At 66.8% G+C, this 20,183-nt stretch carries 21 protein-coding genes; 15 read left to right on the plus strand and 6 right to left on the minus strand.

The genetic code is table 11. The features are described from left to right. Positions 1-7: 7 nt before the first annotated feature. The 4 genes from BLW48_RS15425 to BLW48_RS15440 are packed head-to-tail and all read right to left on the minus strand — an operon-like array spanning position 8 to position 2,671. Complete coding sequence (locus BLW48_RS15425; RefSeq protein WP_093175975.1) at positions 8-715, minus strand: pilus assembly PilX family protein; 708 nt, start codon at positions 713-715, stop codon at positions 8-10. Continuing rightward, a complete protein-coding gene (locus BLW48_RS15430) occupies positions 712-1,521 on the minus strand; it encodes a PilW family protein (protein ID WP_093175978.1) in 810 nt (269 codons plus the stop codon). Before BLW48_RS15430 ends, BLW48_RS15425 begins: the two co-directional genes overlap by 4 nt. Beyond that, entirely contained in the window at positions 1,518-2,060 is a 543-nt protein-coding gene (gene pilV, locus BLW48_RS15435; RefSeq protein WP_093175981.1) for a type IV pilus modification protein PilV, read from the minus strand. The genes BLW48_RS15430 and pilV overlap by 4 nt, the downstream gene beginning before the upstream one ends. Further along, entirely contained in the window at positions 2,057-2,671 is a 615-nt protein-coding gene (locus tag BLW48_RS15440; protein WP_256330782.1) for a GspH/FimT family pseudopilin, read from the minus strand. The genes pilV and BLW48_RS15440 overlap by 4 nt, the downstream gene beginning before the upstream one ends. Positions 2,672-2,767: 96 nt before the next feature. On the opposite strand from BLW48_RS15440, the gene ribD reads away from it, so the two are divergent. The 11 genes from ribD to BLW48_RS15495 all read left to right on the plus strand — a co-directional run bounded on the left by ribD (position 2,768) and on the right by BLW48_RS15495 (position 12,349). After that, positions 2,768-3,889: a bifunctional diaminohydroxyphosphoribosylaminopyrimidine deaminase/5-amino-6-(5-phosphoribosylamino)uracil reductase RibD gene (gene ribD, locus BLW48_RS15445; protein ID WP_093175986.1), complete on the plus strand. Its 1,122-nt coding sequence runs from the start codon at positions 2,768-2,770 to the stop codon at positions 3,887-3,889. A gap of 43 nt (positions 3,890-3,932) precedes the next feature. Further along, positions 3,933-4,598, plus strand: a complete 666-nt coding sequence (locus BLW48_RS15450) for a riboflavin synthase (protein WP_093073651.1) — start codon at positions 3,933-3,935, stop codon at positions 4,596-4,598. Beyond that, positions 4,595-5,749, plus strand: coding sequence for a bifunctional 3,4-dihydroxy-2-butanone-4-phosphate synthase/GTP cyclohydrolase II (ribBA, locus tag BLW48_RS15455; RefSeq protein WP_093073649.1), 1,155 nt, complete (start codon positions 4,595-4,597; stop codon positions 5,747-5,749). The genes BLW48_RS15450 and ribBA overlap by 4 nt, the downstream gene beginning before the upstream one ends. A gap of 6 nt (positions 5,750-5,755) precedes the next feature. Beyond that, complete coding sequence (gene ribH, locus BLW48_RS15460) at positions 5,756-6,217, plus strand: 6,7-dimethyl-8-ribityllumazine synthase (RefSeq protein WP_093055938.1); 462 nt, start codon at positions 5,756-5,758, stop codon at positions 6,215-6,217. Then, complete coding sequence (gene nusB, locus BLW48_RS15465) at positions 6,214-6,759, plus strand: transcription antitermination factor NusB (RefSeq protein WP_007837974.1); 546 nt, start codon at positions 6,214-6,216, stop codon at positions 6,757-6,759. The genes ribH and nusB overlap by 4 nt, the downstream gene beginning before the upstream one ends. Then, positions 6,756-7,952 (plus strand): pyridoxal phosphate-dependent aminotransferase, encoded by a 1,197-nt coding sequence (locus tag BLW48_RS15470; protein WP_093175988.1) that lies wholly within the window; start codon positions 6,756-6,758, stop codon positions 7,950-7,952. The genes nusB and BLW48_RS15470 overlap by 4 nt, the downstream gene beginning before the upstream one ends. After that, positions 7,949-8,407: a tol-pal system-associated acyl-CoA thioesterase gene (gene ybgC, locus BLW48_RS15475; protein WP_093055934.1), complete on the plus strand. Its 459-nt coding sequence runs from the start codon at positions 7,949-7,951 to the stop codon at positions 8,405-8,407. Before BLW48_RS15470 ends, ybgC begins: the two co-directional genes overlap by 4 nt. After that, positions 8,404-9,126 carry a protein TolQ gene (tolQ, locus tag BLW48_RS15480; protein WP_093055932.1) on the plus strand — a complete coding sequence of 241 codons (723 nt, stop codon included), beginning with the start codon at positions 8,404-8,406 and terminating at the stop codon, positions 9,124-9,126. Before ybgC ends, tolQ begins: the two co-directional genes overlap by 4 nt. A 15-nt stretch (positions 9,127-9,141) precedes the next feature. Further along, positions 9,142-9,579 (plus strand): ExbD/TolR family protein, encoded by a 438-nt coding sequence (locus tag BLW48_RS15485; protein WP_093055930.1) that lies wholly within the window; start codon positions 9,142-9,144, stop codon positions 9,577-9,579. Between the two features lie 3 nt (positions 9,580-9,582). Further along, on the plus strand, positions 9,583-10,500 hold the full coding sequence (tolA, locus tag BLW48_RS15490) for a cell envelope integrity protein TolA (protein ID WP_093175991.1): 918 nt from the start codon (positions 9,583-9,585) through the stop codon (positions 10,498-10,500). 118 nt (positions 10,501-10,618) lie between these two features. Then, positions 10,619-12,349 (plus strand): peptidoglycan D,D-transpeptidase FtsI family protein, encoded by a 1,731-nt coding sequence (locus BLW48_RS15495; RefSeq protein ID WP_093175993.1) that lies wholly within the window; start codon positions 10,619-10,621, stop codon positions 12,347-12,349. 15 nt (positions 12,350-12,364) lie between these two features. Here BLW48_RS15495 and BLW48_RS15500 read toward each other — a convergent pair whose 3' ends face one another. Both BLW48_RS15500 and dnaE read right to left on the minus strand, forming a co-directional pair. Continuing rightward, complete coding sequence (locus BLW48_RS15500; protein WP_093175996.1) at positions 12,365-12,718, minus strand: YgiW/YdeI family stress tolerance OB fold protein; 354 nt, start codon at positions 12,716-12,718, stop codon at positions 12,365-12,367. 113 nt (positions 12,719-12,831) lie between these two features. Beyond that, the gene (gene dnaE, locus BLW48_RS15505) at positions 12,832-16,350 is read right to left on the minus strand and encodes a DNA polymerase III subunit alpha (RefSeq protein ID WP_093175998.1); all 3,519 of its coding nucleotides are present in this window, start codon (positions 16,348-16,350) and stop codon (positions 12,832-12,834) included. Between the two features lie 61 nt (positions 16,351-16,411). Between dnaE and BLW48_RS15510 the strand changes: the two genes are divergently transcribed. The 4 genes from BLW48_RS15510 (at position 16,412) to BLW48_RS15525 (ending at position 20,179) form a co-directional block, all read left to right on the plus strand. Next, positions 16,412-17,197: a sulfurtransferase gene (locus BLW48_RS15510; protein ID WP_093073643.1), complete on the plus strand. Its 786-nt coding sequence runs from the start codon at positions 16,412-16,414 to the stop codon at positions 17,195-17,197. A 31-nt stretch (positions 17,198-17,228) separates the two neighbouring features. Next, the gene (locus BLW48_RS15515) at positions 17,229-17,945 is read left to right on the plus strand and encodes a response regulator (protein WP_093055918.1); all 717 of its coding nucleotides are present in this window, start codon (positions 17,229-17,231) and stop codon (positions 17,943-17,945) included. Next, positions 17,896-19,503 (plus strand): sensor histidine kinase, encoded by a 1,608-nt coding sequence (locus tag BLW48_RS15520; RefSeq protein WP_093176001.1) that lies wholly within the window; start codon positions 17,896-17,898, stop codon positions 19,501-19,503. Before BLW48_RS15515 ends, BLW48_RS15520 begins: the two co-directional genes overlap by 50 nt. A 145-nt stretch (positions 19,504-19,648) precedes the next feature. After that, positions 19,649-20,179 carry a tripartite tricarboxylate transporter TctB family protein gene (locus tag BLW48_RS15525; RefSeq protein ID WP_176928806.1) on the plus strand — a complete coding sequence of 177 codons (531 nt, stop codon included), beginning with the start codon at positions 19,649-19,651 and terminating at the stop codon, positions 20,177-20,179. The last annotated feature ends 4 nt before the right edge of the window (positions 20,180-20,183 follow it).

Raw genomic sequence — 20,183 nt, forward strand, 5'->3', positions numbered from 1 at the left:
CCTATATTCAGTTCACCCCGGAGACCGGGTCCGGATCGAAGGACACCTGCAGCTCGACCTTCGTCGCATCCCCTTTGCCGGTGCCGCTGCGCGCTCCCGTGGCAGTCGCCGTGATGCGATACAGCGGGTATTTGCTGTTCCTTCGATCGATCACCTCGATCCAGTACCTGGCGCCGCGCAGCGCCGGACTGCCGGCACTGGGCGCTCCGGTGAACTCGCCGTACCTGGCGTACTCGGCCTTGTAGGCATCGCCGCGCCAGAAGCGGTAGGCCTCGCTGCCGGCGGCGGCGGCGACCGAATCGGGTTCGGAGAAATAGCAGATGCCCCGCTCGCAGCTGTTGGGGCCGGCGTTCATGTAGGCGGTGACCCAGCCCGTATCCCGGTCGGGAAAGACGCGGCCGTCTTCTGCCTTGCGGCAGCGCGCCGCGGCAAGTGCCGAACACGCCACGTAGGTCTTGCTCGCGGAATCGAAGGCCAGTTGCCGGATGTCGCGCTCCGCATCCAGCAGCGCTGCCTCGGCAGCCTCGAAGGCGCGCTGGTATTCGCGCTGGTTGCCCGCCATCGACTCGAGAAGCACCGCGGTGCGCGCGCCACCGATCAGCAGCAGGGCCGAAAGCAGCAGCATGATCATCACGATGAACAGCGTGAAGCCATGCTGTGCCGGCAGTTCGCCGGCCAGCCTGCGGGCGGGACCTGTCGCCTTCGCCGTGCTCACAACGCCCCCAGGTCGTTTCGCAGCGAGAACACTGCCGTGTAGACGCGCCGCAGCTTGCCGTCGCCGCTCGTCTTCGAGACCCCGTCGCAGTCGACATGGCTGCCTGCAGGGTTGCTCCTGGAAGTGCCTGCGAGCTGCAGGCAGATGCGAACCGTGCGGACGTCGCGGAAGCCCTCATCGACGTCGTCGGCCGTCACGTAGCGCACCACCTGCCGGCTTCCGGATGTGGCGCTGACCCCATACATGACGTCGAAACGCTCCACACCGTCGATGACCGGCTGCAGGGTCGTATTGCCGCTGCCCCGGCACCTGAGCACGCCGTCCGACACGGAGAACTCGCTGGTGATGAGCCGCGCATTGCCCTGCGCTTCGGGGGCGGCCCTGTCGTATTCGCCGCCCGAAGACCGCCCTGGCTCCTGACCCAGGCAGTCCTTGAAATAGTCGGGGTTCGGCGCATAGCCCAGCTTCAGCTTGTCATTGGCGGAGCCTCCCGCAGACTCCACGCCCTTGATCGCGAAGAAAGCCCGCTCGTCGTTCAGGTTGGTGCCCCGGTCGGCACTGACGTTGAAGTAGTAGAGCGGCTCAGTGGGATCGATGGGGATGTAGCCGGCCTGCCGTATCTGCTGGCCCAGCATCCTGAAGGCCAGCGCCGAGGACTGGTTGAGCGTGTTGACGTCGTCGCCGGTCATGGCGGCGCTGCGCGTGCCGAGCATGGCCGCGATCGCGGCCAGCACGATCAGCATGCCGACGACCAGCGCGACGAGGAACTCGACCAGCGTGAAGCCGGATGGCGTTCGGCGCTTCATGGCTGCGGCACCGCGACGGCGACTTCGAGACAGGCCTTTCCCGTGGGGCACTGCCAGTTCGGGTCGGGCGCGATCGGGTCGATCACCGCCGGCTCGTCCCAGGCAACGTGTATGAACAGCATGCCGCCCGCCGTCGCGCTGGCCTTCACGTCGGCCATCCCGCCGGGCAAGGCGGCAGCTATCGCACGCTTCCAGCTCCACAGATCGTGCGCCGCGAGTTCGGCGGCGTTGCAGGCCGCCCTGCCCCCCTCGCAAGAAGGGCTGGGCCGTTCGGCTGCTGCAGCTGACCAGCCTGTCACGTACCGGCTGGGCGTCGTCGCCGCTGCTGCGGGATTGGCACGGATGCGATCGGCCATGTCGCCGGCCAGTTGCATCGCGAGGTTCTGGTTGCTTGCGCCGACGCTGTCGACCAGCACGCGAACCTGGAAGCCGGCCAGCGCCAGCAGGCCCAGCGAGAGCACGAGCAGCGCGACCAGCGCTTCGATCATCGAGAAGCCCCACTGCACCTGTTGCACCCGGCGAAAGCAAAAGCGCTTCATGAGCACGGGCCGTCCCCCTTCACCAGCCGCATGCGCCCGCCGAGCGCGAGGCATACCGCGACGATGTTGGATGAATCGGCGCTGCCGGCCGGACGAAGGCGAAAACGGCCCGGACCGGTCGAGTAGCCCATGGGGTCGAACGACATGGCGCCAGCCGCGCCCTTCTCGATGGAGACACGGCCGTCGGGGTCCTGGCGCTTGAGGATTTCGGCGGCGTCGCCGCTTCCGACCAGCGTCTCCCAGCCGCAGCTCCAGTCCCGGCCCTGGCACCCCGTGCGCTGCTGCATGGTCACCTTCACCCCTCGGCGAGCCGCCTCGGCGCGGGCATCGGCGATGCTCGCCATCAGCGCCTTGGCCATGGCTTCGACCCGATACCGTTCGACGAGGCCGTTGAAACTCGGCAGCGCCATTCCCAGCATCACGGCCATCAGTACGATCACGACCATCATCTCGATGAGCGTGAAGCCTCGTTCGGACGCGCAGAATCCGTTGTTGTCCATGTCGTGCCGCCCGCCGCCTTGCACCTGTGTGCCGGACGGGCGCTCCTCCCTGATTTCGATGGGTGCGAATTCTATTTTTCCGATTTCCCATTGGCCGGCCAATAACGCCAATTGCGCGACAGACGGTCAAAACAAATGGATTGGCGGCAAATTGTTTTCAATGGATTTCAAAATTGACATTTGCAAGGCAATTGATTTAACAAAAGAATGACAAAAGAAAATCCGAATTTCATGGTTCAGGCCCTGGATCTCGCGCGCCAGGCCGGCCCGGAGACCGATCCGAACCCCCGCGTCGGCTGCGTGCTGGCTGCGCCCGACGGCACGGTGATCGGGAGGGGCCACACCCAGCAGGTCGGCGGTCCGCATGCGGAGGTGATGGCGCTGCGCGATGCGGCGGCGCGCGGCAATTCGGTCGCCGGCGCGACGGCCTGGGTCACGCTGGAGCCCTGTTCGCATCACGGCCGTACAGGCCCGTGCTGCGATGCCCTGGTCGCGGCCGGCATCGGCCGGGTCGTGGCGGCGATGGCCGATCCCAACCCGCTGGTTTCGGGCCAGGGCTTCGAGCGGCTGCGTGCCGCGGGCGTGGCGGTCGAGGTCGGGCCTGGAGCCGATGAGGCTCGGGAGCTCAACCTCGGCTTCTTCAGCCGGATGGTGCGCAAGACGCCGTGGGTGCGGCTCAAGGCGGCGGCTTCCCTGGACGGCAAGACCGGCCTGCGCAACGGCGTGAGCCAGTGGATCACCTCCGAGCCGGCACGCGCCGACGGCCATGCCTGGCGGGCTCGCGCCAGCGCAGTGCTGACCGGCGTGGGCACGGTGCTGGAAGACGACCCGCGCCTCGACGTGCGGCTGGTGCAGACCACGCGTCAGCCGCGCGTCGTGGTGATCGACAGCCAGCTGCAGACGCCCCCGGCTGCGAAGCTCTTCATGCCCGGCCGCGCGGTCTGGATCTACGCCGCCAGGCAGGACGAACAGAGGGCGGCTGCACTGGCGGCACGCGGTGCAACCGTCACCTACTTGCCGAATGCGCAGGGCAAGGTCGACCTCGCTGCGATGCTGAAGGATCTCGCCCGCCGCGAAGTCAACGAATTGCATGTCGAGGCCGGGCACAAGCTCAATGGCTCGCTGCTGCGCGAAGGGCTGGTCGACGAGCTGTTGATTTACCTGGCGCCCAAGCTGATCGGCGACGGGCTGGATATCGCCTCGGGCATCCACGTCGGCGGCGCATTGACCGAATTGACGGGCGCTCTTCCCCTCGAATTCCGCGGCTTCGAGCAGATCGGGCCCGACCTGCGCATCGTGGCCCGAGTCGCCGGAAGGGACACCTTCTGACGTTTAGCCCGAAGCCCCTCTCGTTCTCTGCGAAAATGCCGAGATGTTCACCGGAATCATCACCGGCGTGGGGCGCATCGCCGCCATCCACGACCTCGGCACCTCCTCCTCCTTTGGCAAAAGACTCAGCATTGCGGTGCCCGACGGGTATCTCGATGACGTGGGCCTTGGCGACAGCATCGCGCTCAACGGCGCCTGCATGACCGTCACCACGCTCGCTCCCGAGCGACAGCAGTTCACCATCGACATTTCCGCCGAGTCCCTCGACAAGACCGCGGGCCTGACCGACGAGGGCAGCCGCATCAACCTCGAAAAGGCCCTGCGCGCCAGCGACCGTCTCGGCGGCCACATCGTGTCGGGCCATGTGGACGGCATTGGCACCGTGAGCTTCTTCGAGCCCATCGGCGAAAGCTGGGAACTGCGGGTGGTGGCACCGCCCGCGCTGGCCCGCTTCCTCGCCTACAAGGGCTCGATCACCGTCAACGGCGTGAGCCTCACCGTCAACAAGGTGAACGACATCGAAGGCGGCGCCGAGATCAGCATCAACCTGATCCCGCACACCGTCGAAAACACTTCCCTCGGCGGCCTGAAGGCCGGCTCGAAGGTCAACCTCGAAATCGATACCGTGGCGCGCTACGTGGAGCGCATGCTTCAGGCGGGCGTGCTGGTGCCCCCCTCTTCCACGTATTCCAAGGACACAGCCGAATGAACGCCTCCGTCACGCCGATCGGCGCTCCCCGCGCCGCGCGCGCCCCAGCCCCGATCTCGTCGGTCGAGGAAATCGTGGCCGAGCTTGCCGCCGGCCGCATGGTGATCCTGGTCGACGAGGAAGACCGAGAGAACGAAGGCGACATCGTCGTCGCGGCCGACCACATCACGCCCGAGGCCATCAACTTCATGGCGCGCCATGCCCGCGGCCTGATCTGCCTGACGCTGTCGCGCGAGATGTGCGAGCGGCTGCAGCTGCCGCCGATGGTGCAGCGCAACGGCGCCAAACATTCGACCGCGTTCACCGTTTCCATCGAAGCGGCCGAAGGCGTGACAACCGGCATCTCGGCCGCCGACCGCGCCCGCACCGTGCAGGCCGCCGTGGCACCCAACGCCGTAGCTGCCGACCTGGTGCAGCCCGGCCACATCTTCCCGCTGCAGGCGGTGGACGGCGGCGTGCTGATGCGCGCCGGCCATACCGAAGCCGGCTGCGACCTCGCCGCCATGGCCGGCTGCTCGCCCGCCTCGGTGATCTGCGAGGTGATGAACGAAGACGGCACCATGGCCCGCCTGCCCGACCTGCAGATCTTCGCGGCCGAGCACGGCCTCAAGATCGGCACCATCGCCGCGCTCATCGAGCACCGCAGCCGCGTCGAATCGCTGGTCGAAAAAGTCGGCTGCCGCGAGATCCAGACCAACTGGGGCGCCTTCACCGCCCACGCTTTCCGCGACAAGCCCAGCCACGGCGTGCACCTTGCGCTGGTACGCGGCAAGTGGGCCCCCGAAGACACGGTGTCGGTGCGCGTGCACGAGCCGCTGTCGGTGCTCGACGCGCTCGAAATCAACCGCTCGCTGCACTCGTGGAGCCTCGACGCCAGCCTTTCTCACATCGCGAACGAGGGCAAGGGCGTGGCCGTGCTGCTGAACTGCGGCGAAACCGCCGGTGAGCTGCTCGCCCAGTTCGACGGCACCGCGCGCCCCGCGCAAGCACCCGAGCGCGGCCGCATGGACCTGCGCAGCTACGGCATCGGCGCGCAGATCCTGCGCGAATGCGGCGTGCACAAGATGAATCTGCTGGGCACGCCGCGTCGCATGCCGAGCATGGCGGCGGGCTACGGGCTCGAAATCGCCGGCTACCTCACGAAAGACTGAACGACCATGCAAGGTTCAAACAAGGGCGAGACAACGCTCAACGGCAAAGGCCTGCGCATCGGCATCGTGCAGGCGCGCTTCAACGCCGACATCACCGATGCGCTGGCTTCGGCCTGCCTCTCGGAGCTCGAGGCGCTGGGCGTGGCCGCCAGCGACATCCATCACCTGCAGGTTCCCGGCGCGCTCGAAGTGCCCGTGGCGCTGCAGGCGCTCGCCGAACGCGGCGGCTACCACGCGCTGGTGGCGCTGGGCTGCATCATCCGCGGCGAAACCTATCACTTCGAACTCGTGGCCAACGAATCAGGCGCGAGCGTGAGCCGCATTGCGCTCGACTACCGCCTGCCCATCGCCAACGCGATCCTCACCACCGAAAACCTCGAGCAGGCCATCGCCCGCCAGACCGACAAGGGCCGCGATGCAGCCCGCGTGGCGGTCGAGATGGCGCAACTGCTGGCCACCCTTTCATGACCGAAGACACCTCCAAGCCCCTCAAGCCCGCTGGCGCCAAGCCGCGCCAGTCGCGCGTCGGCCTCACCAGCACGGGCGCGCGCAAGGCTTCGGCCAAGTCGAACCGCAGCCGCGCGCGCGAGTTCGCGCTGCAGGCGCTCTACCAGCACCTGGTGGGCCGCAACGACCCGACCGACATCGACCATTTCACGCGCGACCTCGCAGGCTTCCACAAGGCCGATGCGCTGCACTACGACGCGCTGCTGCACGGTTCGATCGAAGGCGCCGAGCAGCTCGACGCACTGATCCGCCCCTTGCTCGACCGCAAGTTCGAAGAGATCTCGCCCATCGAGCACGCCGTGATGTGGATCGGCGTGTACGAGTTCCAGAACTGCCCCGACGTGCCGTGGCGCGTGGTGCTCAACGAGTGCATCGAACTCGCCAAGGAATTCGGCGGCACCGACGGACACAAGTACGTGAACGCCGTGCTCAACGGACTGGCGCCGCAGCTTCGTCCGCTCGAAGTGGAAGCAGACCGCGCTTCGGGGAAAGCAAAGGCATGAGGATTTCGACGCGCGCGCAGCGCATCGAGCCCTTCTATGTGATGGAAGTGGCGAAGGCCGCCAGTGCATTGGCGCGCCAAGTGGCCCACACCGACCGGCCGATGATCTTCCTGAACATCGGCGAGCCCGACTTCACCGCCCCGCCTCTGGTGCAGGAAGCCGCGGCCCGCGCCGTGCGCGCCGGCGCCACGCAGTACACGCAGGCCACCGGCCTCGACCACCTGCGCGAACGCATCAGCGCCTGGTATCGCCAGCGCTTCAACGTCGACGTGCCGGCCCGCCGCATCGTCGTCACTGCCGGAGCCTCGGCCGCCCTGCAGCTTGCCTGCCTCGCGCTGATCGAATCCGGCGACGAGATCCTGATGCCCGACCCGAGCTATCCGTGCAACCGCCACTTCGTGAGCGCGGCGGACGGCAAGGCCGTGCTGGTGCCGACCACCGCCGAAGAGCGCTTCCAGCTCACGGCGGCCAAGGTCGAGGCCACCTGGACCGACAAGACGCGTGGCGTGCTGCTCGCCTCGCCGTCGAACCCGACCGGCACTTCGATCGCGCCCGACGAGCTGCGCCGCATCCACGAGGTGGTGTCGCAGCGCGGCGGCATCACGCTGATCGACGAGATCTACCTTGGCCTCTCGTACGACGATGCCTTCGGACAGACGGCACTGGCCATCGACGACAACGTCATCAGCATCAACAGCTTCAGCAAGTACTTCAACATGACCGGCTGGCGCCTTGGCTGGCTGGTGGTGCCCGAAGTGCTGGTGCCGGTGGTCGAGCGCCTCGCGCAAAACCTCTTCATCTGCGCGAGCACGGTGTCGCAGTACGCGGCGCTCGCCTGCTTCGAGGACGAGAGCATTGCCGAGTACGAACGCCGCCGCGCCGAATTCAAGGCGCGCCGCGACTGGTTCATTCCGCAGCTCAACGCGTTGGGCCTGAACGTGCCCGTGGTGCCCGACGGCGCCTTCTACGCCTGGGCCGACTGCACGAGCTTCGCCGAAAAGCTCGGCATCTCGGGCAGCTGGGACTTCGCCTTCGAGACCATGAAGCGCGCCCACGTCGCCGTCACGCCCGGTCGCGATTTCGGCACAGCCGAGACGGCCAAGTTCGTGCGCTTCTCCACTGCCAGTTCGATGGCGCACCTGCAGGAATCCATCGAACGCCTGCGGGCCATGGCAGAGAACCAGGCGCAATGAGCTACGCGTTTCCGATCCGCGTCTACTGGGAAGACACCGACGCCGGCGGCATCGTGTTCTACGCCAACTACCTGAAGTTCATGGAGCGCGGCCGCACCGAATGGCTGCGCTCCCTGGGCGTCGAACAGCGCAAGCTTCGCGAGGAAACGGGCGGCCAGTTCGTGGTGAGCGAAACGCAGCTCAAATACCATCGGCCCTCGCGGCTGGACGACGAACTGCTCGTTACAGCCGATCTTCAACAATTGGGCACTGCGTCGTTGATAATCGGTCAGCGAGTGCTATCAAAAACAGAGCAAGAGCGAACGGGAGCCTCGGCACCCGTCTTGCTGTGCGAAGGCACGATCCGCATCGGCTGGGTGGACGCCGCCACATTGCGTCCCGCACGCATTCCGAAGCAAGTGACGGGAACCCTCGAGCGCTACAGCGGCTCCATGACACAACCTTTCAAGCCATGAACCAAGACCTCTCCATCATCAATCTCCTGCTCCATGCGAGCTTCGTGGTTCAACTGGTCGTGCTGCTGCTGGTGATCGTCTCGATCGCCAGCTGGGCCGCGATCATCCGCAAGTACTTCGCACTTCGGCGCATGCGTGCCCTCAACGACGACTTCGAACGCGAGTTCTGGTCGGGCACCAGCCTCAATGAGCTGTTCGCCTCGGCCGCGCAGAACGCCAAGTTCGCCGGCCCCATGGAGCGCATCTTCGCTTCGGGCATGCGCGAATATCAAAAGCTGCGCGAACGCCACGTGACCGACGCTCCCACGCTGCTCGACGGTGCCCGCCGCGCCATGCGCGCCAGCTTCCAGCGCGAGCTGGACGCAGCCGAACAGAACCTCTCGTTCCTGGCCACCGTGGGCTCGGTCTCGCCTTACGTCGGCCTGTTCGGCACGGTCTGGGGCATCATGCACGCCTTCACCGGCCTGGCTGCGCTGGCACAAGTGACGCTGGCCACTGTGGCGCCTGGCATCGCCGAGGCGCTGGTGGCCACGGCCATCGGCCTCTTCGCAGCCATTCCTGCCGTTGTCGGCTACAACCGCTTCGCCCGCGAGATCGACAAGATCGCCATTGCCCTCGAAACCTACATCGAGGAGTTCTCCAACATCCTGCAGCGCAACCTGTCGGCCAATCCGACGGCTGGCGGCGCCGCATCGTCGGTGGCTCCGGCCAACCGCTGAACGGAGGCGCAGCGCATGCCCGCCGTTTCATCCCGGGGCCGCGGCCGCCGGACGATCAACGAGATCAACATGGTCCCGTTCATCGACGTGATGCTGGTGCTGCTGATCATCTTCATGGTCACGGCACCGCTCATCACGCCGAGCGTGATCAACCTGCCCTCGGTCGACCGCGCCAACAAGCAGCCCGACAAGCCCATCGAGATCGTCATCAAGAGCGAAGACGAAGTACAGATAAAGAAAGATCCGTCCACCGGCTCGGGCGGCACCTCGATCCCCATGACCCAGATCGGCTCCGCGGCCAAGCAGGCCCAGGGCGGCGACGACCAGCGCCCGGTGGTCATCAGCGCCGACAAGTCGGTGAAGTACGAGACCGTCGTGAAGGCGATGAACCAGCTCAAGCGCAGCGGCATCGAGCGCGTGGGCCTGTCGGTCACGACCACGGGCGGCAAATAAGGCATGTCGCTCGCACTGGATCGCCCCGAGTTCGCGCCGCCGCCGCAGCGCGGCACGCCGCGTGCCGTCGTGCTGGCCCTCATTGCGCATGCGTTGCTGATCGCCGCGCTGACCTGGGGCGTGCGCTGGCGCAGCGACCCCGACGAAGGTGCGGTCGACGCGGAGCTGTGGTCGTCCACGGTGCAGCAGGCGGCGCCCCGCCTGCAGGCACCGCAAGCCCCCACGCCTGCTCCCGCGCCGCCGCCGCCCGCACCCGCACCGCCACCCCCACCGGTGGCGAAGGCGCCCGAGCCCGCACCCGCGCCGAAGGCGCCCGACATTGCCCTGGAGCGCGAGAAGAAGCTCAAGGAGCAGAAGGAACAGAAAGAGCGCGAACTCGAGCAGCAACAGCAGCAGAAGAAGAAAGAGCTCGAAGCCAAGCAGCGCGCCGAAGACGAGGCCCAGCGCAAGAAAGAGCAGCAGCAGAAGCTCGCCGACCAGAAAAAGCAGCAGGAAGCCGAGGCCAAGCAGGCTGAAGCCAAGAAGGCCGACGCCGCTGCGAAGCAGGCAGCCGCCGACCGTGCCGCCGCGCTCAAGCGCATGCAGGGTCTTGCGGGCGCCAGCGGTGCCGACGATTCGAAGGGCATAGCCCAGCGTTCGTCGGGCCCCTCGAGCGGCTACGCCGGCCGCATCGCCGCAGCCGTGCGCCCGAACATCACCTTCCCCGATGCCGACATGGTGAACGGCAACCCGGCCGCGGAGTTCGAAGTCAACCTGGCGCCCGACGGCACCATCGTCGGCGTCAAGCTCAGCAAGTCGAGCGGCCTGCAGGGCTGGGACGAGGCCGCCGAGCGCGGCCTGCGCAAGACCGAGAAGCTGCCGCGCGACACCGACGGGCGCATCTTCCCCTCGCTGATCGTGTCGCTGCGGCCCAAGCGCTGACGGCACAACGTCTATTCGTGCATCGATTCCGGGCGGCAATGAACAACCGCCCGGAACTCGTTCGATGCCGCGCTGTCTACACGCGGACAACAACAGCCGGGCGCCACGCCCGCACAAGATGAATCCCAACGGCCGCATCCGCTACGGCAGCAGTCCGCTGCTCGCCAGCCCCACCCCCGTGTGGCGCAGCAAATTCATCGTGGCCAGCATCGCCTTCGGCTTCGTGCTGCTGGCAGGTCGGGCCGCCTATGTCCAGATCTTCAACAACGACTTCTTCCAGCATCAGGGCGAGGTGCGCTACCAGCGCACACTGGAGCTGCCGGCCAACCGGGGCCGCATTCTCGACCGCAACGGGCTGATCCTGGCCTCCGACATTCCGGCGCCCAGCATCTGGGCCATTCCCGAGGACATCGAGCGCGACGACCCCGAGGTGCAGGCCAAGCTCAAGCAGGCCGCCAAGCTGCTCGGCATGCCGCAGAAGGACTTCGACAAGAAGCTGGAGGATGAGGACAAGACCTTCGTCTGGATCAAGCGCCAGGTCGACCAGCCGGTTGCCAAGGAGGTTGCGGCGCTCAACATCAAGGGCATTTACCTGCGCCGCGACTACCGTCGCCAGTATCCCGAGGGCGAGGCGGCGGCGCACCTGGCCGGCTTCACCAACGTGGAAGACATCGGGCAGGAAGGCGTGGAGCTGGCCTTCAACCAGGAGCTGGCTGGCAAGTCCGGCTCGCGCCACGTCCTCAAGGACCGGCTGGGCCACATCGTCGAGGACACCGAGGACCAGGTGCCGCCGACCGAGGGCCACGACATCCAGCTGAGCATCGACGACCGCGTGCAGTTCGTGGCCTACGAGAAGATCCGCGATGCCGTCGTCGCCAACAAGGCGCGTGCCGGCAGCGTGGTGGTGGTCGATGCGCAGACGGGCGAGCTGCTGGCCATGGCCAACTACCCGAGCTACGACCCCAACGACCGCCGCAACCTCACCGGCGAGCAGCTGCGCAACCGCGCGATGACCGACGTGTTCGAGCCGGGATCGACGATGAAGCCGATCACCATCGCCACCGCGCTGCAGCTGGGCCGAGTCACCCCCAAGACCATCATCGACACCAACCCCGGACGCATCACCGTGTCGGGCGCGACCATCCACGACGACGAGAACTTCGGCGTGCTGACGGTCGAGGGCGTGATCCAGAAGTCGAGCAACGTGGGCGCCACCAAGATCTCGCAGCGCATGACTGCGCAGGAGATGTGGAATTCGCTCACGGCCGTGGGCCTCGGGCAGAAGCCGCAGACGCCCTTCCCCGGCGCGGTGACGGGCCGGCTGCGGCCGTGGAAGTCGTGGCGCCCCATCGAGCAAGCCACCATGTCGTACGGCTACGGCCTCTCGGCCTCGCTGTTCCAGATCGCGCATGCGTACACCGCCTTCGCGCACAACGGCGAGGTGATCCCGGTGAGCCTGCTGAAGAACATGGGCGAGGAGCCGGCCGGCGTGCAGGTCTTCTCGCCGCTGGTCGCAAGCGAGGTGCGCCAGATGATGCACATGGCTGCCGCGCCCGGCGGCACCGCGCCGCTGGCGCAGACCGTGGGCTATTCGGTGGGCGGCAAGACCGGCACCGCGCACAAGCAGGTCGGCAAGGGCTACGCCAGCAACAAGTACCGCGCCTGGTACACCGGCATGTCGCCCATCGACAAGCCGCGCATCATCGTCGCGGTGATGGTCGACGAACCCAGCGCGGGCAAGTACTTCGGCGGGCTGGTGGCGGCACCTGTGTTCAGCCAGGTTGTGCAGCAGACGCTGCGCATCATGAACGTGGTGCCCGACCTCGCCGTGGCGCCAATGGCGCACTGAGCCCGCGAACCCGGTTCAGCGCATTACGCTGAGCCGCTTCACGTCGAGCTCGGCCTTGTTGCCGACCAGGTCCTTGTCGAACTCGCCGGAGATCTCGACGCGCACCTTGTCGTCGATCTTCACGCCGGCCGGGAAATGCTTGGCGTCGATCTCCACTTTCATGCGGCCGGTGTCGTCGGCAAAGGTGTAGTGCTCGCCGCCGTCATGCGACACGATGAAGCCGCGCAGCGTGGCGTGCTGATCATCCTTGCCGGTGTCGAGCAGTTGCTTGACGCTCATCGTCGGCACGGTGCTGGGGCCGGCGTACTGGGCGGATGCGGCAAAGGGCAACGCCAGGGCCAATGCGAGGACGAGGGATGATTTCTTCATGGCGAGTTCCTCCTTGAACTGCTGATTGGAAAAAGCAGAAAGGATCGTAGCGGGCCCGTCAAAGGGCCCACGCCACCCAAGCACTTGTCGCGCTCTTGCAGCGCGCGATCAGATCAGTCGTAGACGATCAGCGCCTTGCCCGCTTCCGCCTGCGCGGTCCAGCTGGCCAGCGCAGCATCGGTCGGGAAGAACTTGGCGCGCTCGCCCAGTTGCAGCTCGACCTGCGCGCCGCCACGCGCCATCGACAGACGCACCGGCAGCCCCTGGATCAGGTCGCCGACCTCAGTCTGCTCGGTGCGCGGCGGAAAGTCTTTCAGCAGGCGTGCGATGTCGGGCGCCTTGCCGTTCACCGCCACGCGCAGGAACTTGCCGAAGCGGCAGCGCGCCGTGGCAAGGTCCCACACCTGCTGCACCTGGAAGCGCGCCTCGAAGCCGCCGCGCGCGGGCTGTAGCCGGCCGCTGACGATGACCAGTTCGTCGTCTTTCAGCGTGTTGCGGTTGGCGTTGATGGTCGCCTCGTCGGCGGTGGCGTCGATCGAGTCCGACTTGTCGTCGAGCTTGAAGATCGCCAGCCGGCCGCGCTGGCCGTTGATCACGCGGAAGTCGCTCACGATGCCGGCAATGACCTGCTGGTCGCGGCTGTCGAGCAGGTCGCCGATCTCGCGCTTGCAGAAGCGCCGCACCTCGTGCGAAACCTCGTCGAACAAGTGGCCCGAGAGGTAGAAGCCGACGGCTGTTTTCTCGAGCGTCAGCCGCTCCTTCACGCCCCAGGGCGTGGCGTCGACGAGGTCGGGCTCGGCGGTGGCCGAGCCGTGCTCGGCGTCGCCGAAGATGTCGACCTGCGATGCATTGGCCGCGGTGGCATTCGCAAATTCGAAGGCACGGTCGAGCGAGGCGATCAGCGACGCGCGGTTCTGCTGAATGGCATCGAAGGCGCCGGCCTTGATCAGCGCTTCGACCGTGCGCTTGTTGATGCGCTGGCGGTCGATGCGCACGCAGAAGTCGAACAGGCTCTTGAACGGCCCGCCCTCTTCGCGTGCCCGCACCACGGCCTCGACCGCGAGCTGGCCCGTGCCCTTCACTGCCCCCAGGCCGTAGCGAATGATCTTGTTGGTGACCGGCTCGAAGCGGTAGTTGCCGCGGTTCACGTCCGGCGGCTCGAAGGTGATGCCGAAGTTTTTCTGGGCGTCTTCGAACAGCAGCTTGAGCTTGTCCGTGTCGTCCATTTCCACGGTCATATTGGCGCAGAAGAACTCGGCCGTGTAGTGAACCTTGAGCCAGCCCGTGTGGTACGCCAGCAGCGAGTAGGCGGCCGCGTGCGACTTGTTGAAGCCGTAGCCCGCGAACTTCTCCATCAAGTCGAAGATTTCGTCGGCCTTGTCCTGGACGATGCCGTGCGTTGCAAGGGCGCCCGCGCGGAATTTCTCGCGGTGCTCGGCCATCTCCTCGAGCTTCTTCTTGCCCATTGCGCGGCGCAGCAGGTCGGCGCCGCCGAGCGAGTAGCCGCCCAGGATCTGCGCGGTCTGCATCACCTGCTCCTGGTAGACCATGATCCCGTAGGTCTCGGAGAGCATCTCGGCCACGGCCGGGTGTGGGTACTCCACCGTCTCGCGGCCGTGCTTGCGCGCCACGAAGCTGGGAATCAGGTCCATCGGGCCCGGGCGATACAGCGCGTTCAGCGCAATCAGGTCTTCCAGGCGCGTCGGGCGCGCATCTTTCAGCATGCCCTGCATGCCGCGAGATTCAAACTGGAACACGGCTTCCGTCTTGCCGTCGGAGAACAGCCGGTAGGTGGCCGCGTCGTTCAGCGGGATGTTCTCGAACGCGAAGTTCTCCTGGCCCTTGTGGCGCTTCATGATGAACTCGCGCGCAATCTCCAGGATGGTGAGCGTGGCGAGGCCCAAGAAGTCGAACTTCACGAGGCCGATGGCTTCGACGTCGTCCTTGTCGTACTGGCTCACGGCCGATTCGCTGCCGGGCTGCTGGTAGAGCGGGCAGAAGTCGGTGAGCTTGCCCGGCGCGATGAGCACACCACCGGCGTGCATGCCGATGTTTCGGGTCATGCCCTCGAGCTTTTGCGCGAGCTCGACCAGCATGCGGACTTCTTCTTCCTTCTCGATGCGCTCCGCCAGTTGCGGCTCCATCTCGATGGCGTAGTTGTTCTTGTCGCCTTCGATCTTCTTCTCGGGCGGGTATTGCAGCGTGACCGACATGCCGGGCTTGTTCGGAATCAGCTTGCTGATGCCGTCGCAGAACATGTAGCTCATGTCGAGCACGCGGCCCACGTCGCGGATGGCCGCGCGCGCGGCCATGGTTCCGAAGGTGGCGATCTGGCTCACGGCGTTGCGGCCGTATTTGTCCTTCACGTAGTCGATCACGCGGTCGCGGTTGCCCTGGCAGAAGTCGATGTCGAAGTCGGGCATCGAGACGCGCTCGGGGTTCAGGAAACGCTCGAACAGCAGCTTGTATTCGAGCGGGTCCAGGTCCGTGATCTTCAGCGCATAGGCCACCAGCGAGCCTGCGCCCGAGCCCCGGCCCGGGCCCACCGGGCAGCCGTTGGCCTTGGCCCACTGGATGAAGTCACCCACGATCAGGAAGTAGCCGGGGAACCCCATGTTCAGGATCGTGTTGATCTCGAACTCCAGCCGCTCGACGTAGCGCGGGCGCTCGGCCTCGCGCTTGGCCTCATCGGGGTAGAGGTGCTTCAGGCGCACCTCCAGGCCCTCGAATGACTCCTGGCGGAAGAAGTCATCGATCGGCATGCGCACGTCTTCGCTGACGAAGGGCGTCGGAAAGTCGGGCAGCTGCGGCTTGCCCAGCACCAGCGTCAGGTTGCAACGCTTGGCGATCTCGACCGTGTTGGCCAGCGCGCTCGGCACGTCGGCGAACAGCGCCTGCATTTCGGCGGTCGACTTGAAATACTGCTCTTCGGTGAACCGGCGCACCCGGCGCGGGTTGCCGAGAATTTCGCCTTCGGAAATGCACACGCGCGCCTCGTGCGCTTCGTAGTCTTCGCGGGCGGCGAACTGCACGGGATGCGTGGCGACCACTGGCAGATGCAGCCGGGCCGCCAGTTGCACAGCGGCGATGACGTGCGGCTCATCCTCGGGCCGGCCTGCGCGCTGCAGCTCGATGTAGAAGCGGTGCGGAAAAATCCCCGCCAGCCGCAATGCAAGCTCGGCAGCGCGCTCGCCCTGCCCCTGCAGCAACGGCTGCCCCAACGGCCCGGCCTGCGCGCCCGAGAGCGCAATCAGCCCGCCCGCGAGCTCTTCAAGCCATTCCAGCTTGCAGGCCGCCTGCGACTGGCCCCGGCCCACGTTCTGCGTCCACGCCCGCGCCAGCAGTTCGGACAGGTGCAGATAGCCTTCAATGTTCTGCACCAGCAGCACGATGCGGGTGAGCACGCCGGGCTCCTTGCCCAGCCCTTCCACGAAGACTTCCGCACCGATGATGGGCTTGACGCCCTTGCCGCGGCCCTGCTTGTAGAACTTGACCGCCCCGAACAGGTTGTTCAGGTCGGTGATGGCCAGCGCGGGCTGCTTGTCGGCAGCGGCGGCCTTGATGACTTCGTCGATCCGGTTGGTGCCGTCGACGACGGAAAATTCGGTGTGCAGGCGCAGGTGAACAAACATCCGGCCATTGTAGAAACTGCCACTCCACGATGTGGGTTGGCAATCCCTACAATCGCGCCCCGTGCAAGAGATTCTGAATATCGCGGCCTACAAGTTCGTGGCCATAGACGACAGCCCCGTGCTGCGCGAAGACCTGCGCGCCCGCACGCAGGCCCTGGGCCTCATGGGCACCATCCTGCTGGCGCCCGAGGGCATCAACCTGTTCCTGGCCGGTAGCGCCGACGGGGTGCGGGCCTTTCTGGCCCATTTGCGTGCCGACGCGCGCTTTGCCGACCTCGAGGCCAAGGAAAGCTGGTCCGCCGCTCAGCCCTTCCGCCGCATGCTCGTGAAGCTCAAGCGCGAGATCATCCGCATGGACCATCCGGCCATCCAGCCCGCCGCGGGCCGGGCACCCGGCGTGGACGCCCCCACGCTCAAGCGCTGGCTCGACCAGGGCCACGACGACGAGGGCCGCGAAATCGCCCTGCTCGACACACGCAATGCCTTCGAGGTCGATCACGGCAGTTTCGAAGGCGCGATCGACTGGCGCATCGGCAAGTTCACCGAATTCCCACCCGCCCTGAAAGCGCACCGCGACGAGTTCAAGGGCAAGACGGTCGTGAGCTTCTGCACCGGCGGCATCCGCTGCGAGAAGGCCGCGATCCTGATGCGCGAAGAAGGCGTGGAGCACGTGCTCCAGCTCGAAGGCGGCATCCTCAAGTATTTCGAGCAGGTCGGCGGCGCGCACTACAAGGGCGACTGCTTCGTGTTCGACGGCCGCGAGGCCCTGGCACCCGACCTGAGCGCACGCTCGGCACGCGCCAGCGCCCGCGCCTCGGAAGACCCCGACCTCGCCATCAAGCAGTAACGGCAACAACCAAGACGTCGACAGGCCTCCCATGCGCATCCTCCTGGTGGAAGACGAACTGGACATGGCCTCGTGGCTGATCCGCGCGCTCACGCAAAGCGGCTTCGTTGCCGACCACGCCCCCGACGCGCGCACCGCCGAAGCCTTCATGGCCGGCACCGAATACGACGCCATCGTGCTCGACCTGCGCCTGCCCGACAAGCACGGCCTGAGCGTGCTGGCCGACATGCGCAATGCCGACGACCGCACGCCGGTGCTGATCCTCACGGCGCAAGGCGCCCTGCAAGACCGCGTACGCGGCCTGAACCTCGGCGCCGACGATTTCCTCACCAAGCCTTTCGAACTGGTCGAACTCGAAGCCCGCCTGTCGGCCCTGGTGCGCCGCAGCCGCGGCAAGCAGCACCCGCGCCTGCAGTGCGCCTCCCTCTCGTACGACAGCCAGAGCCACGCCTTCACGCTGCGCGGCACGCTGCTGTCGCTCACGCCGCGCGAGCAGGCCGCGCTCACCGCCTTGCTGATGCGCAGCGGCGCGCCGGTCGGCAAGTCGCAGCTTTTCGCCAAGGTGTTCACCAACGACAGCACCGCCGGCCCCGACGCCATCGAGGTGGTGCTGCACCGGCTGCGGCGCAAGCTCGCGGACAGCGACGTGCGCATCGTCACCGTGCGCGGCCTGGGCTACATGCTGGAGAGCATTGCCGATGGATCCTCAGCCCCAGCCCAACCCGAACTCCCCGGCGAAGGCGACTGAGCCGCAGCCCCAGCGCTTCGGCATCCGCGCGCGGCTGCTCGCGCTGCTGCTGCCCGGCATCGTCGCGCTGCTGGCGCTCGACAGCTGGAACGACTACAAGGCCCTGACCGATTCGCTCGTGGTCGCCTACGACCAGAGCCTGCTCGAACCCGTGCAAGCGCTGGCCAACGGCATCGTGGTGGCGAGCGACGGCAGCGTGCGCGTGCAGGAGCCGTTCTCGATCCAGGCAATGTTCGAGTCCACGCACCTGCGCTACAAGTACCTGCACGTCGGCGTGCAGCGCATTCCCAAGGGCGAAACACTCGACGTGAATTCGCCCGAGACCACGCTCATGGGCGTGCCCGGCCTGCCCCGCCCGGCACAGCAACCGCCCGACGGCACGCCGGTGTTCTACGACGCGGTGCACGAGCAGCACCCGGTGCGCGTGGCCGCGCTGCGCCAGACGGTGTACGACAACGTCCACCCCGGCGCGGCCTACAGCGTGCTGATCCAGGCGGCCGAGGGCACCGGCCCGCGCACCGAGGCCCAGGCCGAGTCGCTGCGCCAGGAGCTGCTGCGCGACACGCGCATGGTGCTGGTGATGGCGCTGCTGGTGTGGCTCGGCGTGGCGTGGACGCTGCGCCCGCTGGAGCGCCTGCGCAGCTCGCTGCGCGAGCGATCGCGCGACGACCTGACGCCGCTCGACGCCAGCGGCGTGCCGCAGGAGGTCGCGCCGCTGGTGGACGCAGTGAACCACCACATCGCGGGCCATCGGCGCATGGTGGCCGAGCAATCGCAGTTCCTGGCCGATGCCTCGCATCAGCTGCGCACGCCGCTGAGCATCCTGTCGATACAGGCCGGCTACGCGGTGCGCGAGACCGATCCGGCGCGCATGCGCGAGTCGCTGCATGCCATCGTCGGGCAGCTCGCGCGAACGCGCCGCCTCAGCGAACAACTGCTGGCGCTGGCCCATGCCACCACCGAAGATGAAGTCGCCCCTGCCGAGCCCACGGTGGTCGACCTCAACGCCATCGCGCGCGAGGTGGTGCTGCAATACCTGCCGCTGGCGCGCGAGAACGACCAGGACCTGGGCTGGGTCGATGCGCGCGGCGACAACGCCGCCGAACGCATCGCCACCGCAGGCGACGACGGAGAAGACACGGACGGCACCGACGAAGCCGGCGATGAAGACGACTCACCCGTGCTGCCCGTGGCGGCCAATGCCGCCGAACTGCACGAGGTGCTTGCCAACCTTGTGCACAACGCCATCAAGTACACGCCGCGCGGCGGCAACATCACCGTGACCGTGCGGCGCGAGGCCTCATATGCGCTGGCTGAGGTGTGCGACAGCGGACCGGGCATCGCACCCGAAAGGCGCGACAGCGTGTTCGAGCGCTTCCATCGCGACCCATCCGTGGCTGCCGTTGCAACACAGGGCGCGGGCCTCGGCCTCACCATTGCTCGCAGCTATGCGCGGCGCAACGGCGGCGAGATCGAACTGGGCAACGCCGACACGCCCGAGAGCCCCAACGGCGGCGGACTGCGCGCGATCCTCAGGCTGCCGCTGCGCGCCTTCTGAGGCCCTTTTTTGCAAGGGTTTCACCCGATACACCGGTACGTGATTACACGTATTTTGCGGGTCGCCGGGCCGTTTGCGCCTGCTCCGAAAGGCGATTGAAAGCCTCGATTCCTAGACTGCGCTCCTTCCAATCGAAGGAGACTCAATGCAGCACCAGCTCGGTGAAGATCCGGCCTCGCACGCGCTTCGGCCCGCTTCAAAATTCAAAAAAGATTACTACGGCGGCGCCCTGCTGATCGTCATCGGACTGGCCGCCGTCTATGCCGGCATCGGCTACCGCGTCGGCGAGCTTGCGCACATGGGGCCGGGCTTCTTCCCGGTCGCGCTCGGTGCGCTGCTGGCACTCACGGGGCTGCTGATCGCTGTCTCCGCGCGCGGTGACAAGCAAGCTGAAGGCGCAAGCGAAGAAGCCGCGTCGCACGGCCATCCGGGCGGCATGCCCGACATTCGCGGCGGCATCTGCATCATCCTGGGCATCCTCGCGTTCCTGCTGTTCGGCGAGTACGGCGGCCTGCTGCCGGCCACCTTCGCCATCGTGTTCATCTCGGCGCTCGGCGACCGAGACAACACGCTGACCGAGGCGCTGCTGCTGTCGCTGGCGATGTGCTTCATCGCGGTGGTGATCTTCTGGTGGGCGCTCAAGCTGCAGCTGCCCCTGTTCCAGTGGGGAGGCTGACACC

The sequence above is a fragment of the Variovorax sp. YR266 genome (genome assembly GCF_900107295.1).
Lineage (GTDB): Bacteria > Pseudomonadota > Gammaproteobacteria > Burkholderiales > Burkholderiaceae_C > Variovorax.

Excerpts from the sequence above, each read along its gene's own strand:
- BLW48_RS15430 (WP_093175978.1), bottom strand. The coding sequence starts at position 1,521 with ATGAAGCGCCGAACGCCATCCGGCTTCACGCTGGTCGAGTTCCTCGTC.
- pilV (WP_093175981.1), bottom strand. The coding sequence starts at position 2,060 with ATGAAGCGCTTTTGCTTTCGCCGGGTGCAACAGGTGCAGTGGGGCTTC.
- ribD (WP_093175986.1), top strand. The coding sequence starts at position 2,768 with ATGACAAAAGAAAATCCGAATTTCATGGTTCAGGCCCTGGATCTCGCG.
- BLW48_RS15450 (WP_093073651.1), top strand. The coding sequence starts at position 3,933 with ATGTTCACCGGAATCATCACCGGCGTGGGGCGCATCGCCGCCATCCAC.
- ribBA (WP_093073649.1), top strand. The coding sequence starts at position 4,595 with ATGAACGCCTCCGTCACGCCGATCGGCGCTCCCCGCGCCGCGCGCGCC.
- ribH (WP_093055938.1), top strand. The coding sequence starts at position 5,756 with ATGCAAGGTTCAAACAAGGGCGAGACAACGCTCAACGGCAAAGGCCTG.
- nusB (WP_007837974.1), top strand. The coding sequence starts at position 6,214 with ATGACCGAAGACACCTCCAAGCCCCTCAAGCCCGCTGGCGCCAAGCCG.
- BLW48_RS15470 (WP_093175988.1), top strand. The coding sequence starts at position 6,756 with ATGAGGATTTCGACGCGCGCGCAGCGCATCGAGCCCTTCTATGTGATG.
- ybgC (WP_093055934.1), top strand. The coding sequence starts at position 7,949 with ATGAGCTACGCGTTTCCGATCCGCGTCTACTGGGAAGACACCGACGCC.
- tolQ (WP_093055932.1), top strand. The coding sequence starts at position 8,404 with ATGAACCAAGACCTCTCCATCATCAATCTCCTGCTCCATGCGAGCTTC.
- BLW48_RS15485 (WP_093055930.1), top strand. The coding sequence starts at position 9,142 with ATGCCCGCCGTTTCATCCCGGGGCCGCGGCCGCCGGACGATCAACGAG.
- tolA (WP_093175991.1), top strand. The coding sequence starts at position 9,583 with ATGTCGCTCGCACTGGATCGCCCCGAGTTCGCGCCGCCGCCGCAGCGC.
- BLW48_RS15495 (WP_093175993.1), top strand. The coding sequence starts at position 10,619 with ATGAATCCCAACGGCCGCATCCGCTACGGCAGCAGTCCGCTGCTCGCC.
- BLW48_RS15500 (WP_093175996.1), bottom strand. The coding sequence starts at position 12,718 with ATGAAGAAATCATCCCTCGTCCTCGCATTGGCCCTGGCGTTGCCCTTT.
- dnaE (WP_093175998.1), bottom strand. The coding sequence starts at position 16,350 with ATGTTTGTTCACCTGCGCCTGCACACCGAATTTTCCGTCGTCGACGGC.
- BLW48_RS15515 (WP_093055918.1), top strand. The coding sequence starts at position 17,229 with ATGCGCATCCTCCTGGTGGAAGACGAACTGGACATGGCCTCGTGGCTG.
- BLW48_RS15520 (WP_093176001.1), top strand. The coding sequence starts at position 17,896 with ATGGATCCTCAGCCCCAGCCCAACCCGAACTCCCCGGCGAAGGCGACT.
- BLW48_RS15525 (WP_176928806.1), top strand. The coding sequence starts at position 19,649 with ATGCAGCACCAGCTCGGTGAAGATCCGGCCTCGCACGCGCTTCGGCCC.